Origin of the sequence: Kriegella aquimaris (assembly GCF_900103215.1) — a bacterium.
In the GTDB taxonomy this organism is placed as follows: Bacteria; Bacteroidota; Bacteroidia; order Flavobacteriales; family Flavobacteriaceae; genus Kriegella; species Kriegella aquimaris.
On record NZ_FNGV01000001.1, the window covers coordinates 1,165,214 to 1,182,585 of the forward strand.

Genomic DNA, 17,372 nt, shown 5'->3' on the forward strand with positions numbered 1-17,372 from the left:
TGGCATAAAAAAATGAAGAAAATGAAATATTGGAAAAGAAATATTATTAGGATTCTACTGTTGATTAGCTTTTTGGCCGCACCATGTTCTTCATTTGCAGATAATTACCCAAAAAAACCGAATATAGATGTCGTTCACTACACCTTTGATATCACCTTATCCGATGAAACCGATTTTATAAAGGCCACCGCCACCATTCTTGTTAAATTCAAAACCAACGGAATTGAAACCTTGCGACCAGACCTGACCAATAAGAGTGAAAATTTGGCCAATAAGGGCATGACGGTAAAGCTGGTAATTTCACAGGGCAAAACAATGCCAATTACTCATGGTGGCGATGTGCTCTTAATTAACTTGCCACCCTCCCTTGAAAACATAGAACGAAGCATCATCATTGAATACAAAGGTATTCCCAATACCGGGTTAAAAATAGGTGATAACAAATATGAAGATCGCACTTTTTTTAGCGATAATTGGCCTAACAAAGCTCGAAATTGGCTGCCCACCGTAGACCACCCCTATGACAATGCTACCAGCTATAATGGCAAAAACAAGATAATAGAAATAAACCAGCTACAACCTGAAAAGTACACCTTTAATATGCCTTTAGAATTGGATATTATAACGAACGAAGATATCCCCTCCCGTAGGCAAATCATACAACTGAACAAAAGAAAGGTTAAGATTTCCATTCCTTCCGATATTCCACCAAGCCATATTCTATTGGACCCAGAGACCAACTTATTGGCCCAATGGGATTTTCTCAAAAGGATTGACTTATAAAAAACAAAAAATCGTCAAAATCGAAGAAATGGAATATTGGTGCAATTGCCGGAAAACCTTATCAATAGGAATTTATTAAACTAGATTATATAAAAATTGCAAACAACATGAAAATTAAAAAAATATTTCTTTTGACCCTTGTCTTATCTGCCAATATGGCTTTGACACAGGTTAAAAATACCCCAGAAGCAACCCAAACAACTTTTGACCCAGCAACGGTACTATGGTACGATCAACCTGCATCTATCTGGGAAGAAGCATTACCCGTGGGTAACGGCCGTATCGGCGCAATGGTATACGGTAAATCTGGTGAAGAAAAAATTCATTTCAACGAAGAGACCTATTGGACGGGTGGCCCTTACTCAACTGTTGTAAAGGGAGGATACAAAAAACTTCCAGAGATTCAGCAATATATTTTTAATGGCGAACCCATCAAAGCGCATAAACTTTTTGGGCGGGCTTTAATGGGTTATCCTGTCGAACAGCAGAAATACCAATCCCTAGCCAATCTACATCTGTTTTTTGGTCAAGATAGCGTTGATCAATACCGTAGATCTTTAGACTTAAAGACAGGTATTGTAACGGTTGAATATAAGTACAAGGGAGTAAACTATACCAAGGAAATTTTTGCATCTGCAGTTGATCAAACAATAGCCATACGCATTACTGCCGATAAGCCCGGTAGCATCACCTTTGACGCTGAATTACGAGGGGTACGCAACAGCGCACATTCCAATTATGCAACGGATTATTTTCGTATGGACGGACTAGGGGAAGACCAACTAAAAATAACCGGAAAATCAGCAGACTATATGGGCGTAACCGGTAAACTAAAATACGAGGCGAGAATAAAGGCTATACCCGAAGGGGGCACGATGAGTATCGACGACACCATGTTGAGTATAAAAAATGCTGATTCGGCAACTCTTTATTTCGTAGCTGCAACAAATTTCGTCAACTACAAAGATGTAACGGCCGACGAAAACGGCCGAGTAGAAAACATGCTCAAAAAATTACAAGAGAATTCTTTCGCAGACATTAAGAAAAAGGCGTTGGTAGATTATAAAAAATATTTTGATAGGGTTACCTTAACACTACCAACTACCGAAAATTCCTTTTTACCAACAGATGAGAGAATGGCAGAGATTCAGTCAAGCCCCGACCCTCAATTATCAACATTGTGCTATAATTTCGGGAGATACCTACTTATTTCTTCATCTAGGCCCGGTACCCAACCCGCCAACCTTCAAGGTATTTGGAACAACGATATGAACCCCGCTTGGGATTCAAAATACACGACCAATATAAATACCGAAATGAATTATTGGGCGGTAGAAAGCGCCAATCTTCCCGAGCTTTCAGAGCCATTGACAACGATGGTGAAAGAATTGACCGATCAAGGAACTGAGATTGCCCGAGAACATTATGGAGCCAAAGGGTGGGTGTTTCACCAGAACACTGACCTTTGGCGCGTAGCTGCTCCAATGGATGGTCCAACATGGGGAACATTTACTGTTGGAGGCGCTTGGTTGACCACTCATTTATGGGAACACTATCTTTTCACGCAAGACAAAGAATACTTAAAAGAGGTTTATCCTATCATGAAAGGTTCAGTAGAATTTTTTATGGATTTTCTTGTCGAATACCCGGGTAAGGACTGGTTAGTGACGAATCCTTCAAACTCCCCTGAAAATCCACCTGAAGGGAAAGGTTACAAGTATTTTTATGATGAAATAACCGGCATGTACTACTTTACGACAATTGTCGCCGGGTCTACCATTGACATGCAGATTTTAAAAGACCTGTTTTCTTATTTTGACTCAGCTTCTGAAATTCTTGATATCGATCCAGATTTGAGAAAACAAGTTGCAATGGCAAGAAAAAGATTGGTCCCTTCGCAAATCGGTAAAGATGGAACACTTCAAGAATGGACAGAAGACTATGGTCAAATGGAAAAAAACCATCGCCATGCTTCCCATTTATATGGTCTGTACCCAGGAAATGTGATATCAGTAACAAGAACTCCTGAACTCATTGAACCGGTAAAGAAGACCTTGGAACTAAGAGGAGACGGTGCCTCTGGCTGGTCTAGAGCTTGGAAAACATGTTTATGGGCTCGTTTAAGAGATGGCGATAGGGCCAATTCAATTTTTAAAGGGTATCTAAAAGAACAATCTTACCCATCTTTATTTGCAATATGTGCCAAACAGTTTCAAGTAGATGGTTCGTTAGGTATGTCTGCTGGAATTACGGAGATGTTGATACAATCACATGAAGGGTATTTAGACCTTCTACCTGCTTTACCTTCCGAATGGTCCGATGGTCAATTTACCGGAGTATGTGCTCGTGGCGGATTTGAACTTGATTTTAGTTGGAAGGACAAAAACCTGACTTCCGTGGCGATATTGTCAAAAGCTGGCACGCCTTGTAGCCTAAAGACAACAAACAAGATAAAAGTCTTTTCAGATGGCAAACCAATTAAAACTAAAAAACGTACCGGCCAAGTAGTAGAATTCAACACAGAAAAAGACAAAACCTATATTATCGAAGGAATATAAATTCTAGTTCCCACAGTAAATACACGAAGCACTACAAAATCTATCAAGGACAAAATAATTGAAAATTAAGCCTGAAATGAGATACAACACTTTAGGAAATACAGCTATAACCATAAGCGAATTAGGTTTTGGAGCCTCCGCCATTGGGGGCATGTTTAACAACACAGAAAAAGATGAGGCTTTAAAAACCGTACATTTAGCTTTTGACCGCGGCATCAATTATTTTGATACTTCCCCTGCTTATGGTCGAATGAATTCCACTTACGGTCCTATTACCTCAGAAATAGTTTTAGGAAACGCGCTCAAAGATATCAAGCGTTCTGAATTTATACTTTCGACCAAAGCCGGAAAAATTTCTTCATTACCTCCCGAATTGAATTTTAGTTATCAAGCCATAATCGACTCTGTGGAGTCGAGCTTAGAACGCCTTCAGACCGACTATTTAGATATTGTTTTTTTACATGACATTGAATATGATAAAGGAAAGCACCTTGATATGGCACTAAATGAGGGGCTGGAAGCTTTACGGGATATGAAAAAAGCAGGAAAGATTAGATTTATCGGAGGTTCTTGCTACTCCATCGAAGTACTCAACAAAGTTATTCCCAATTATGATTTGGATGTAGTGCTAGTGCACAATCATTATACGTTAATCAACAATCAGTTGTTGGAATTAATACCAAAAATCAAGAAAAAAGGAATGGGTTTGGTCAGCGCTTCTCCTTTTGCCAGCGGTCTATTAACGAACCAAGGACCACCCGATTGGTACCCGACTTCAAAAAAAGACTTGTGCATCATGGACAAAACCCTTAATTTCTGCAAAGAAAATAATGTTCACATTGAAAAACTAGCTATTCAATACGCGTTAAGCAATCCTGAAATTCCGACAACATTGTTCAGTTGTAACCAACAGTACCATCTAAATCAAAATGTGGATTGGAGCGAAGAACCAACGGACAATGCCATGATTAAAAATCTATGTACATTGCTTGAACCATTGCGAAACAAGGATTTCGATTTTGGTGCATACAACGACTAACATGCAGAATATAGATTTAATTATAATAATTTTTTATTTGGCCGCCATTTTGGCTCTGGGCATATTATCGACCAGAAAGACCAAAATGAACTCGGTCAACTATTTTTTGGCTGGCCGAAGCCTGAATTGGGTTATCATAGGTGCTGCTCTTTTTGCCAGTAATATCTCTACAATCCATTTGGTCGGCTTAGCCGCTTCAGGTTTCGAAGACGGTCTCGTTTGGGGGAATTTTGAATGGATGGCGTCCATTGTCTTGATTCTATTGGGGCTTATTTTTGCCCCTTTTTATTTTAGAAGTAAAATTTCTACGCTTCCTGAGTTTTTAGAAAAAAGATATAGCCCCGGATCGCGTTCATTTTTGGCATTTATGGCCATTTTAGGTGCTTTGTTCGTGCACATCGGCATGAGTTTATATGCGGGCGCCGTCGTTTTTAAGTCTTTTTTCGGAATCGACGTCAGTATCTCCATTCTAATAATTTCAATCATAACCGCCACCTATACTATTGTAGGGGGATTAAAAGCCGTGGTTATTACCGAAACGGTGCAAGCACTTGTTTTAATTGTCGGGGCCGTAATATTGACAATTTTTGCCATTAACGCCCTTCCCGAAATTGGAATACATTCTTTAAGTGATTTTAAAGACCACATAAAACCTGACCAGCTAAGCATGCTTCGAAGTGGTGATAATGCCGGAAATTCAGGTCTTTCTTGGTATGCCATATTTTTAGGTTATCCTATTCTAGGTTTATGGTACTGGTGTTCTGATCAAACAATTGTACAGCGTGTATTAGCGGCAAAGAGCGAAGAAGATGCCCAAAAAGGTCCCATATTTGCCGGATTTCTGAAAATACTACCCGTTTTTATTATGGTTCTACCCGGTGTTATCGGGTATGTCTTGTTCAAGGATAAAATAACCACGAGTAATGAAACCTTACCAGTCCTAATTAATGAACTTCTACCTGTCGGGATAAGGGGTATATTTGCCGCCGCTCTGCTATCTGCCCTTATGAGCACCATTGCAGCGGCACTTAATAGCTGCTCTACTTTGGTCGCCGTTGATATTGCAAAAAGAATGAAGCCTTCTTTATCTGATCAAAAACAAGTAACGATCGGCAAATGGGTAGCTGTAATCGTAATGATACTGGCTATGGCCTGGTCGACCCAGGGAGGGAGGTTCAACAGTATCTTTGAAGCAATCAATAAGATAGCAGCTGCATTGGCACCCCCAATAGCTACTGTATTCCTTTTTGGGGTATTCAGTAAGCGCGGAACAAAAGAAGCTTCATTAATCACACTGATATTCGGATTTATATTGGGTATCACCTCTTTTGCGGCCGATTTCATCCCCCCGCTTTCCAAAAAACCAAGTATTATCACTGCGGAATGGGGCATACCATTTATGATGCAAGCCTGGTGGTTGTTCTGCATTTGTACCGTAGTATACTTCATAACAAGTTATCTGACCCCGAAACCGGACAAAGAGCAGCTAACATATACTTGGGACAATCCTTTACAATTTATTACCGACAAAAAATTTCAGGGATTCAAAGACGTCCGTTTTCACGCTGCATTGCTATTAACATCCATCATAATTTTATACATCATATTTCAATAAACCTAGTACATGAAGTTAAGAATCACCCTTATCCAATATGCTTTTCTTATTCTTTCGATCTCATTGATCTCAAGCTGCAATTCCAAAAAAATAGAGAAGGATAATCCGAAACCAAATATCATTATTTATCTGACCGATGATTTGGGGTATGGAGATTTAGGTTGCTATGGTAGCCCAATAATAAAAACCCCGGGCATAGATAAATTTGCCTCAGAAGGTGTTTTGCTTACTGATTGTCATTCTGCTGGAACTGTATGCTCACCTTCCAGAGCCGGTCTTTTAACAGGAAGAAATCCGTATCGCAGTGGTTTCTATTATATTCAAGGTGCCTTTGGTTCGTATTTACTAGATGACGAAGTAACCCTTGCCGAACTTTTAAAAAAGCAAGGCTATGAAACCGCATTTATGGGCAAATGGCATTTATCTAGGCTTGAAAAGTCAGAAAAATACGATGAACCAGGCCCAGGCGACCAAGGTTTCGATTATTGGTTTGCCTCTACTCACAATGCCTTTTCCGGACCTAAGAATTATGGAAAATTTTTGAGGAATGGTGAAGCGGTTGGAGAAGTGGATGGGTGGTATGTCGATGTACTTACCGAGGAAGCCACGAACTGGCTAACCAAGATCCGCGATAAATCAAAACCTTTTTTACTTATCGTCTCTACCCATGAGCCGCATACACCAATTGCACCTCCAGAAGAATACAGTAGCTTGTATGACAATGCGGTGGTAGATAGTTTAGAGCAAACAATTAAATATGGCGGGGTAGACCGAACGTTATATGATATCAGCCAAAACAAAAAAGAATATTATGGTACCGTTTCACAATTGGACAATGCATTTGCCAATCTAATGAAAACGGTTGAAGACGAAAATTCATATGACAATACCATGGTAATTTTCACAAGTGACAACGGTCCGGAACATCCTGTTAATCTTGAAGAATCTCAAGGAACCTGGGACGAGCCTATTCGCGATTACTGCTTTGGTAGCCCAGGTATATATAGAGGTATGAAACGGTACCCGTATGAAGGAGGCCATCGCGTACCGGGCATTGTTCGCTACCCGGCTAAAATACCCGCCGGAACAGTAAGTGATGCATTAATCGTTGCTACCGATTTTCTGCCTACCGTGGCCCATCTTGCTCAAGCAGAAATACCTAAGGACAGAACTTTGGATGGAAAAGATGCCTTTTCTGCATTCCTAGGTGAAAAAACAGAAAGAGAAAAGCCCTATTTATGGATTTTCCCTACACATGAGGACACCTATTTTAGAATGCCACATATGGCCATGCGTTATGATGATTACACCCTTCTAGGATGGTTTCCTGAGAAATCGAAAGAGGGTACGCTTATTGAATGGATGAAGTCTTCCATTCCTGTAAAATTTGCCCTTTACAACCTAGCTACCGACCCTGGTCAACAAAAAGACCTAGCCGAATCTGAACCGGAAACGGTGGAAAGCCTTAAACCAATGATGATTGAGCTGTGGAAAGAAATTAGGGACGAAGGTCCCGATTGGCAAGCAAAAAATCGGTAATAGCAGAGGGCTCCCGTAAGGGGTCAAATCGTAAATAAAACTAATATAACCATTCGGACGTTTATCTAAGCCATTTGCGTTAACCAATACTTCGCAATTCATATAAACGCTCTCGAACGAAATGACAATTTTTGAACTCGTATTAGCCTTGTTTTAACTAAATCTCTTTCAATTCTACCCGATTCCACCTCAATATTTCGTTCTATTTCCTCCTGGGGGTATTGGTTATAAATTATGGTACTATTGAATAAAAATCCAGGATTGTATTTCCCTTTAAAGTAAGAATACTTCGGTATTACATGTTATTCAATATTACCACAAGTAATTTCTCAAATCTAGTCTAAATTTTACCCGTTTATTGATGACAAAATGTTACTCCTTGTCCTGAACCAACCATTGTTCAGGTCGCCGCCACATTCTTTCAATAATATTTTCTTTAGCTTTTCAGCTATCTCTTGATTACTTGAAATAATATTGTTTTCTTCTTTATAATCATCCGGTAAATAGTACAATTGATAAATATCATCTTTAGCAAAGTATCGTAATTTCCATCCGTCATGCGTGGTGATTCCAGGTCCGACGAACGAAGAATATACTACATATTCACGTCCTTTGTTGACATCTTCCCCTATCAGTTCTGGCAAATAAGAGATCCCATCTTTATTTTCAGGCACTTTAAAACCTACCAAATCTGCCATTGTAGCCATAAAATCATAGTTAGAAGCTAGGGCGTTTGAAGTTGTCCCTGGTTTTATTTTCCCTGGCCAACGCGCTATTAAAGGTACACGTACCCCACCCTCCCAATTGCTTCTTTTAATTCCGGCCATCCCATCATTACCGTCAAAAACATCACCGGCCAACTCACTATAATACTTGGTTTCCACATCATCAAAAAACTCACCTGTTTTCATATTTCTAACAGGTTTAAGTATTCTACCTTCTTGGGAGTAATAAATTTCATGACCATTATCGGATGTAAATAATACCATGGTGTTATCATCTATACCCAAATCTTTTAATTCTTTCATGATGACTCCAACGTGATCATCCAACATTTTTACCATCGAAGCATACTCCTTTTCAATTTGGGTCAACCGATCATCATTTTTGAACTCTTCATGAACCTCGGGAATAGCCACAGGGCCATGTGGCAACTGTGTGGGATGGTACAGGAAAAAAGGGGCTTCTTTGTTCTTTCTTATAAAATCTACTATCTTTTCAAGAAAAATATTTTGGGAATAAACGGCCTTTCCTTCCATATTCCATCGCTCGTCATAGGCACTCTGAGTTTCTTTCTCAACACTTTTGCCACAGTTCGCCAACGTATTGCCCTCTATGTTAACTAAATTCCCATTTTCGAAAAGAAAAGGCGGATAAAATCCATGGCACCTTACATGATCAAGGTACCCATAGTAATAATCCCAACCATGTCGCTCCATTTGTTTATTGGTCGCCGAGAATCCCCATTCCAGCTTACCTATTTCCCCCGTGACATACCCGGCATCTTTAAAAACTTCAGGCAAAAAAACCTCACTTTCGGGAACCTCGTCCAACTGTTCATTGATTTTCGTTTCTATTTCTTGCTGATTTAGCTTTCCTCTAGAAATATTTATAAACGCCCCACCAGATGTAATTTGCCATTTATCCCCATGTGCATCATGATATCCAGTCAACAAGCTTGCCCTTGCCGGTGCACAAAACATAGATCCATAGGCATTTTCAAAGCGAATACCTTCATGTGCCAATTTATCTATATTCGGAGTTTTAATAATTCGCTGTCCTTCTTCCGAAAGCAATCCCCTTCCCAAATCATCAGCATAAATAAGAATAACGTTAGGGGTGTCCCTTACACTCTTTTCTTCCTTTTTGACATCTGAGCAACAGATGAACATAAAGATTATGCAAACCTGAACTATACTATATCCTAAGCGTTTACCTCCCATATTTCAATTAAAGTTTTGGGTAGCATAACGATATTTCAAAAATTTAGGATGTCATAATTTTAAATGAGCACCTCTAATTTTATAAAAAATTCATTTTAACGGCATTTTAATGCCATATTAATATTATCGTTGAAATACTAACCAATTATGAATTTATAAATATATAACAATATGGTCAAAGTTTTAAATTTTAAATTTATGTTCACCAAATAAAATAGTATATATAATTGATTTTAAATGTTTTACAAATATTTAATCTCAAATTTGGTATAATTACAGGGGAATGTATCGAACAAACATTTGCCATATACATCTATTAAAGCTACTTTTAAACTATATTTTAAAAAGTATGTTTACCTCTAGTTTTCGATGTATGTAGAAATATTGCCACAGTCTTATTAAAAAATAATAGATAAATCTGCAATCATGTATAGGGCGACTTATTGAAGACTAAGAATTAAAAAGCATTCTAAAACACAAATTCAAAAGATGAAAAAATCTAAAAATTTGGTCCGCTTTGCCGTAGTGCTTCTTTGTTTCATTTTCTTTTCGTGCAAGAACGAAGAAAAAAACCAAAAAGACTTGGCGCTACCAAACATCCTGTTCATACCAGTAGATGACCTGCGCCCTGAACTCGGGTGCTACGGTAACAATTTCATTAAAACCCCAAATATTGATCGCCTTGCAGAGGAAGGCGTTGTTTTTGCAAGGACCTATTGTCAACAGGCGGTCTGCAACCCTTCAAGAGCCAGTTTACTTACAGGGCTACGCCCAGATTCGATTCAGGTATGGGATTTGTCCACAAGACTACGCGACAACGTACCCGACGTTGTTACCTTGCCCCAATACTTCAAACAAAACGGTTACATTACAATAGGTTTAGGTAAAACGTTCCACAATGATATTCAAGACTCCCTTTCTTGGACGGAAAGAACGCATTTGGAAGGTTTTCCGTTTGATCCCGACGCTGTTTATGCTTCGAAATTAAATTTGGATATACAGGAATCAAAAAAGAAAAAATTGATAGCTCAAGGAAAAATTAGATTAGACCCCCTCGGGCAGTGGTATCTCAAAGCAAACTCGACCGAAAATGCGGATGTTCCCGACGACGCTTACTATGATGGAGCACAGACAACCTATGCTATAGAAAGGCTGGAAGCTCTTGCCGTTGAAGAAAAACCATTTTTTCTTTCCGTTGGATACTATAAACCACATCTTCCGTTCAATGCCCCAAAAAAATACTGGGACCTATACCAGAGAGACTCCATACCCTTGGCTAAAAATCAATTTATACCAAAAGGAAGTCCTAATTATACAGTTCATGGCGACCAAGAACTCAGGTACTACGACGAGAACCATGATTTACCTCGACCCGTTGAAGGTAAATGGGACGAAGACCGTCAACGGGAAGTAAAACACGGTTACTATGCCAGTGTTTCGTATACCGATGCGCAGATAGGCCGCTTGATGGATAAATTGGAAGAATTAAATCTTTTAAAAAATACGATTGTTGTACTGTGGGGAGATCACGGCTGGAAATTAGGGGAACACAATGGATGGGGCAAAATGTCAAACTATGATATTGACGCCCACGTTCCAATGATAGTGGCAGGCACAGGTGTAAAAGCCAAAGGAACCAAAACTAATGGTTTGACAGAACTTGTTGATATTTATCCAACACTTTGCGAAATGGCCGGTCTGCCCGTACCATCGCACTTACAGGGCCAAAGTTTTGTCCCTTTACTGGATGAACCAAACAAAGAATGGAAAACGGCCGCCTACAGTCAGTTTCTTCTCGGAAGATTTGGCCCCGCCGATACCCGAAAGGAAGAACGCATGGGCTACTCAATTAAAACGGACCGATACAGGTATATAGAATGGTACAAATGGGATAAAAAAGAAAAAAAGAAAGGTGATTTTTTGATAAACGAACTTTTCGACCATGACAAAGACCCACAAGAAAACTACAACATAGCGCTTGAATCGGAGAACTCACAAATAGTCAAACAACTTTCCGATCAACTCAGCAGGGAATTTTGAGTCCCAAAAAGTTATGCTCAAAAAAATAGTTGATTAATTTTCAAAATGTTATTATTATCACCTAGGGTATCCGACGTTGAGATTCATCTAAAAACAACATTAACTAGTACCAAAATGTCCACCATGAAAGTCTCCCTATTTTTCAAAAAAAGAGCGCTGCTGATATTCCTTTCCTTATTTTGCCTCGGCCTTAAAGCTCAAGGGAATAAAAAACCTAACATTGTCTTTATTCTTGTTGATGATTTGGGTTGGATGGATATCTCTGTCAACGGGAGCACTTTTTATGAGACACCCAACATTGACCAATTGGCCGAAGAAGGCATTCGTTTTACACAGGCCTATGCAGCATCACCCATTTGCTCCCCCACAAGGGCGTCTATTCTAACAGGTAAGAATCCCGCACGCATTAATCTTACCCAATGGATTGGAGGCCCCGGCAATCCCGATTATTTAAGGAACCTTCCTCTTGAAGAAGTTTTATTTCCCGAACTGCTGCAAGATGCCGGTTACAAAACGGCTTTTATGGGTAAATGGCATCTCAATAATGTGGCAGGTGAAGAAACCTTCTGGCCAGACAAACAGGGATTTGACGTAAATGTGGCGGGGCATTTTAGAGGCGGTCTATATATTAAAAACAAATACTTTTCACCCTGGAACATTCCGAATTTAGAGAATGGCCCCGAAGGTGAATATATGACCGATCGCTTGGCCAACGAAGCCGTTAAATTTATTGATAAAAACGCCAGCGCCCCGTTTCTCCTTTATTTCTCCCTGTATTCGGTTCATGCTCCGTTTGACGCCCCTACAAATAGAATAGCAAAATACGAAAAGAAAAAAGAGGTCTTGGCGTTGACCGACGAAGACCGATTTGCCGAAGAAACTAACGCTGAAAAGCCATTTACCTATAGAAAAAAACAAGACCACCCTACGTATGCCGCCATGGTGGAATCGATGGATATGGCTGTCGGAAAAATACTAGGTGAACTTAACGACAAAGGCATAGCCGATAACACGGTAGTTATCTTTTTTTCTGACAACGGCGGCCTGTCCACCTCCGAAGGAATACCGACCGCGAATTCACCGTTACGAGCAGGCAAAGGTTGGTTATACGAAGGAGGCATACGAGAGCCAGCCATCATTAAATGGCCGGGAACCATAAAACCGGGTATGGTATCTGACGCTACAATTACAAGTATGGACTTTTACCCGACCATTCTTGAGATGACCGGACAACCATTACGACCAGATCTACACATAGATGGCAGAAGCTTGGTTCCCCTTCTTAAGGGCGAGACAAACAAATTACATGAAGTCACCTACTATCATTACCCCCACCACTCTAACCAAAAAGGGAGCCCTAGCAGCGCAATTAGGGATGGGGATTACAAATTAATCGTCTTTCTAAACGAAAATCGGTTTGAACTTTACAATCTAAAAAACGACATTGGCGAAAGGCATAATTTGGCCCCTAAACTGCCTGAGCTTACCAACCATTTGTATAAGAAACTGTATGAGTGGTGGGAAGAAGTAGATGCCAAATTCCCAAAAGAATTCATTAAAAAAGCTCCTCAGAGCTAAAACTACATTCGAGAATATCAAATGAACAGCATAAGTAAAACCAAAATGATAAAACAATTTTTCAACAATAACCGCTTATTGATTGTTGCAAGTCTCATAGTTTGTCTTTTGACCTACTTTGGTTCTCATACCGCCAATAAAAAATCTACGGGTACCAAAAACAACGATTTGGCACTGCTCGGGCCAATAAACGAAAACGCTGTTCAAGATGAATCGAACACAGAATTTTCTGTCTTGCCCCCTACCGACCTTGATGGTGTTAGTTGGATTACCTACGAACGTGAGCTTCCTGAAAAGGACTCTTTGTTCTATTTGGAAAATCCTGCGCCTATATTCAGGAGAGAATTTGAAGCCAAAGAGGCCATCGCCGAAGCTAAGTTGTATATAACATCCGCCGGATATTACAAAGGAACAATTAACGGCGAAGCTATAGGAAAAAATGTTTTGGACCCCGCTTGGACGGACTATAGCAAAAGAACCTACTATACCGAATACGACATCACCCAACAATTAAAAAAAGGAACCAATTGCCTTGGCGTAAGTTTAGGAAATGGTTTCTACAATCCGCTGCCTCTTAGAAAATGGGGCAGACGAAACCTGAGAAAAGATCTTACCGTTGGCAAACCGACCTTTATAGCTAAACTGGTACTGCAGTATAAGAACGGTAAAATCGATACGATTGGCACAGACGATACGTGGAAATATAGCTATGGCCCTATTTTAAAGAACAGTGTTTATCTAGGTACCGTTTACGATGCAAACCAAAAAATAGAAAATTGGAATCAGCCCGGTTTTACAGATACCTCATGGTCAAGTGCAATTATAGGTAAAGGTCCCGGTGGTAAATTGCAAAAAGCATTCTTCCCTCCTGTTCAAATTACCAAAACTATAACTCCGGTCGCCATTTCCAGCCCCAAGAAAGGAGTTTATGTTGTTGACATGGGCGTGAATTTCACGGGCACCTATAAAATCAAACTAAGCGGCCAAGAAGGCGACACCATAAACTTCAGGTTTGGGGAACGTATTTACGATGATGGAATGGTAAACCCGATGACTACCGTAATAGGTCAAATTAAGAAAAAAGGAGTTGGTGGCCCTGGTGCACCGGAAATCGCATGGCAGACCGACAGTTATATCGTAGGCAAGGAATCACCGGCGTGGTTTGAGCCAGAATTCACGTATCACGTTTACCGATATATGGAAATCACAGGTTTAGCAAAAGCACCTATTATTTCAGATATACAAGGTTTATTGATGCATACCAATGTTACCGATGCTGGCGATTTCAATAGTTCGTCCGAGCTGTTAAATAACATCCAAGAAATTACCGAGAGAGCATTTTTGACCAACTTAATCAGCGTGCAATCCGATTGTGCAGCACGAGAAAAATTCGGATATGGTGGTGATTTAAATGTAACCAGTGAAGCCTACATCAATAATTACGACATGCAAGATTTTTATCGCAAAACAGTCTACGACTGGGTCGATGCCATGAAGGATTCCACTTTTGTGGACACCGCCCCCTTTGCGGGCGTTGCATATTGCGGCATTAGTTGGGAGTCGGCCTATCTTACCACGCAGTACTATCTGTTCTTGTATTATAATGATACAGATCTCATAAAAGAACTTTATGCAGAGAATAAAAAATGGATGAACAAGGTTGCCAGAATCCATCCTGAGGGAATCGTAGATAACGGACTTAGTGATCACGAATCCTTAGAACCGGTGCCGGTACAATTAACGGGTACGGCACATTACCTGCAATGTGCGGAAATAATGAAAACATTTGCCAAGGTAATGGGTGATAAAAAAAATGAATCGAAGTATGATCAGCTTGCTGACCATTTAAGAGACCTCCTTAAAAATAAATTTTGGGACAAACCGGTAATTGAGAAAATAAACCGTCAAACCTTATTTTCCACATTGCTTTACCATAACGTGGTACCCAAAGATGAACTTGAAGCCGCCAGAGATTCTTTACAAAAAGCAATTGACAATGGCCCTTCGGGACATTTCAACACGGGTATTTTTGGAACCAAATACGCTCTTGAAGCAGTTTCTACAACTATTTCACCAGAGGTAGTTTTTGATATCGTCAATAGCAAAGCCTATCCAGGTTGGGGCTTTATGATTGACAATGGCGCAACAACCCTTTGGGAAACTTGGAAAGAAAGTGATAATATTTTCTCGAACAATCACCCTATGTTTGGTTCGGTTTCCGAATGGTTTTACCGATGGTTGGGCGGTATTCGCCCCGACCCAGAGCACCCGGGCTTTAAAAGATTTATTCTTGCACCGGCAACGCCAGAAGGACTTGAATTTGTGAATACAAAATATGATTCTCCTTTCGGCACTATAATTTCCCATTGGAAAAAAGAGTCATCGGGCACCTACCGCTACGAAATGACCATCCCACAGAACAGTAGCGCCCAAGTAGGTCTAAAAATTGATGTATCGAAAAAAATAAGTATCTCTAAAAATGGCGAAAAGCTTAATGGGAATGCCGTTAAAAATCTAGAAACAGGGAAATTTGAGCTCCAAGAAGGTTCATATGTTATTCTAGTCTCGACAAAATAGGAATATGCACTTTAGAGCTATGAACCAATAGCTTAACATTAGTAAATCTGCATTTATAAATATCTGGGCTAAACGAATTTTCCTATTCTTTCCTAGGGCTATGGTATCAATACTAGTGTAGTCACTGATTTCGGCAATGCCTGAATTCTACCGTCGGTCAATGGGCCATCAAGCATTTTTTGCAAATTATAAGATGCATTGGTTATATAACTTTTTACCCTTGTCGTTGCAGGCAGTGCCATATTCAACTTTATGGCGCCCATCTCGTCTTTTTGATTGACGATAACTACCACAATACTATCGTCCTTATTTTTGTAGGTGGATACCAGCAACCCATCCTTTAAATTTTCCACTTCATTAATGCCTTTGTACGCTACCAAAATACGTTTGGCCCCAGGCCTGATAAATCTGGAATAATTGCCCAATGTCCAAAGCAATTTGGAATCTGAAATAGCACCATCTTCGTTGTTTTTGTTGTGGTAGAGTAGTCCGTCTTTAAAATCATATGGACTCATTGCCAACCACCAATGCCAAGCACTGGCATTTGCAATGGTCAAATCGGCATGTAATACACGCGCAACATAAAGTGCAGTGTCCATACCCAAATCTTTACCTTTTCCTCGAATCTCCTTATTGTTTTCTAAAATGCAATATTCACTCATCCAATATTCCAAAGACGGATATTTCAACAGTTTTTCTGCAATTCGTTCCCTTTCTCTTTTAAGTTTTTGAATATCCCAGGTCGTAAAATAGCTGTGCGCGGCGACCTTGGGGGCCAAGGTGCTTAAATTCCCTAGATAATGGGGGCTATTCGAATTGAAGAATGTTTCTATTTGGTCACTTCTATTTTGGTGTTTTTCTTTTTTACCGGTCAAATAGTCAATTTGCCCAGCTTCAGTGATTTCTATTTTCGAATCGATATTAGCAGCGACAAAAACAGCGTCAATTACCCGTGCAGCATGGTCCAGCTCATCATTGTTCCAAGGTGATCCTTCTTGTCCGCCTTTCCATTGCCACTGCGGCTCGTTGAACGGACTGACATAATCAAAATCTATTTCGAGACTATCTTTAAAATGCTGCAGTACCGCAGTAAGAAAATTGGCATATGCAGTATAGTTCTCCTGTGCTAAATTAGCGCTTAAGCCATCATCGGAATGTGCTTTCTTATTTCTTGTTAATTGTATGGGCGGACTATTGACAAAAGCTATAAACTGATCTACCCCTCTTTCTCTTGCTGCTTGTAGAAACCATTGCTGACCTGCTTGTTGCTTCCAGTTGTAGCTCCCATCATCTTGCAAAAAACCCTCCGTTCTTCTCCAGGGATCTTTAATTCCACTTTCTTCATGCTGCATGGCACTACCTGCACCAATGTTAAATCGCCAAGCAGAAAGACCGATTCCCTTTGGGGATCCATCGTTATCAAAGTCCGTACTGAACAACCAATCGGCAGCTTTATTTTTTTTCGAATCAGGCCATTTACCTACAAACTGCGCAGCCCAAGCATCTGATGCCGCAAAATTGTAAATAGTTTGAAGTTCAATATTGGCATCGATCTTAACTTCGAGGTTTGCATTCGTTTGTGACGACACAAATCGGAAACAACTGCCTATTAATATTACAATAATCCATTTTCTCATTACTTCTACGCATTAACCCTTTTGGAGTTTGTCTTAAAATAATGCAATTATTTTATCATTCTT

11 protein-coding genes are annotated in these 17,372 nt (G+C 39.9%); 8 read left to right on the plus strand and 3 right to left on the minus strand.

Annotated elements, in window-relative coordinates; genetic code table 11:
- Nucleotides 1–21: 21 nt before the first annotated feature.
- The 5 genes from BLS33_RS04955 (at nucleotide 22) to BLS33_RS25130 (ending at nucleotide 7,534) form a co-directional block, all read left to right on the plus strand.
- Complete coding sequence (locus BLS33_RS04955) at nucleotides 22–783, plus strand: M1 aminopeptidase family protein (RefSeq protein WP_143017568.1); 762 nt, start codon at nucleotides 22–24, stop codon at nucleotides 781–783.
- A gap of 107 nt (nucleotides 784–890) precedes the next feature.
- Nucleotides 891–3,341: a glycoside hydrolase family 95 protein gene (locus BLS33_RS04960; RefSeq protein ID WP_089886010.1), complete on the plus strand. Its 2,451-nt coding sequence runs from the start codon at nucleotides 891–893 to the stop codon at nucleotides 3,339–3,341.
- A 76-nt stretch (nucleotides 3,342–3,417) separates the two neighbouring features.
- Complete coding sequence (locus BLS33_RS04965) at nucleotides 3,418–4,380, plus strand: aldo/keto reductase (protein ID WP_089886014.1); 963 nt, start codon at nucleotides 3,418–3,420, stop codon at nucleotides 4,378–4,380.
- 1 nt (nucleotide 4,381) lies between these two features.
- Nucleotides 4,382–5,995, plus strand: a complete 1,614-nt coding sequence (locus BLS33_RS04970) for a sodium:solute symporter (RefSeq protein WP_089886018.1) — start codon at nucleotides 4,382–4,384, stop codon at nucleotides 5,993–5,995.
- Between the two features lie 9 nt (nucleotides 5,996–6,004).
- On the plus strand, nucleotides 6,005–7,534 hold the full coding sequence (locus tag BLS33_RS25130) for a sulfatase family protein (protein WP_089886021.1): 1,530 nt from the start codon (nucleotides 6,005–6,007) through the stop codon (nucleotides 7,532–7,534).
- On the opposite strand, the gene BLS33_RS25280 is transcribed toward BLS33_RS25130, so the two are convergent.
- Entirely contained in the window at nucleotides 7,427–7,663 is a 237-nt protein-coding gene (locus tag BLS33_RS25280) for a hypothetical protein (protein ID WP_262495055.1), read from the minus strand. The genes BLS33_RS25130 and BLS33_RS25280 overlap by 108 nt on opposite strands.
- 218 nt (nucleotides 7,664–7,881) lie before the next feature.
- On the minus strand, nucleotides 7,882–9,477 hold the full coding sequence (locus BLS33_RS04985; RefSeq protein WP_218129530.1) for an arylsulfatase: 1,596 nt from the start codon (nucleotides 9,475–9,477) through the stop codon (nucleotides 7,882–7,884).
- A gap of 489 nt (nucleotides 9,478–9,966) precedes the next feature.
- On the opposite strand from BLS33_RS04985, the gene BLS33_RS04990 reads away from it, so the two are divergent.
- From BLS33_RS04990 to BLS33_RS05000, 3 genes are all read left to right on the plus strand, one after another.
- Entirely contained in the window at nucleotides 9,967–11,517 is a 1,551-nt protein-coding gene (locus BLS33_RS04990; protein ID WP_089886028.1) for a sulfatase, read from the plus strand.
- A 123-nt stretch (nucleotides 11,518–11,640) separates the two neighbouring features.
- A complete protein-coding gene (locus BLS33_RS04995; protein WP_089886258.1) occupies nucleotides 11,641–13,095 on the plus strand; it encodes a sulfatase in 1,455 nt (484 codons plus the stop codon).
- Nucleotides 13,096–13,140: 45 nt separating this feature from the next.
- Nucleotides 13,141–15,672, plus strand: a complete 2,532-nt coding sequence (locus BLS33_RS05000; protein WP_089886260.1) for an alpha-L-rhamnosidase — start codon at nucleotides 13,141–13,143, stop codon at nucleotides 15,670–15,672.
- Nucleotides 15,673–15,770: 98 nt separating this feature from the next.
- Here BLS33_RS05000 and BLS33_RS05005 read toward each other — a convergent pair whose 3' ends face one another.
- The gene (locus BLS33_RS05005) at nucleotides 15,771–17,309 is read right to left on the minus strand and encodes a glycoside hydrolase (RefSeq protein WP_089886030.1); all 1,539 of its coding nucleotides are present in this window, start codon (nucleotides 17,307–17,309) and stop codon (nucleotides 15,771–15,773) included.
- Nucleotides 17,310–17,372 lie beyond the last annotated feature (63 nt).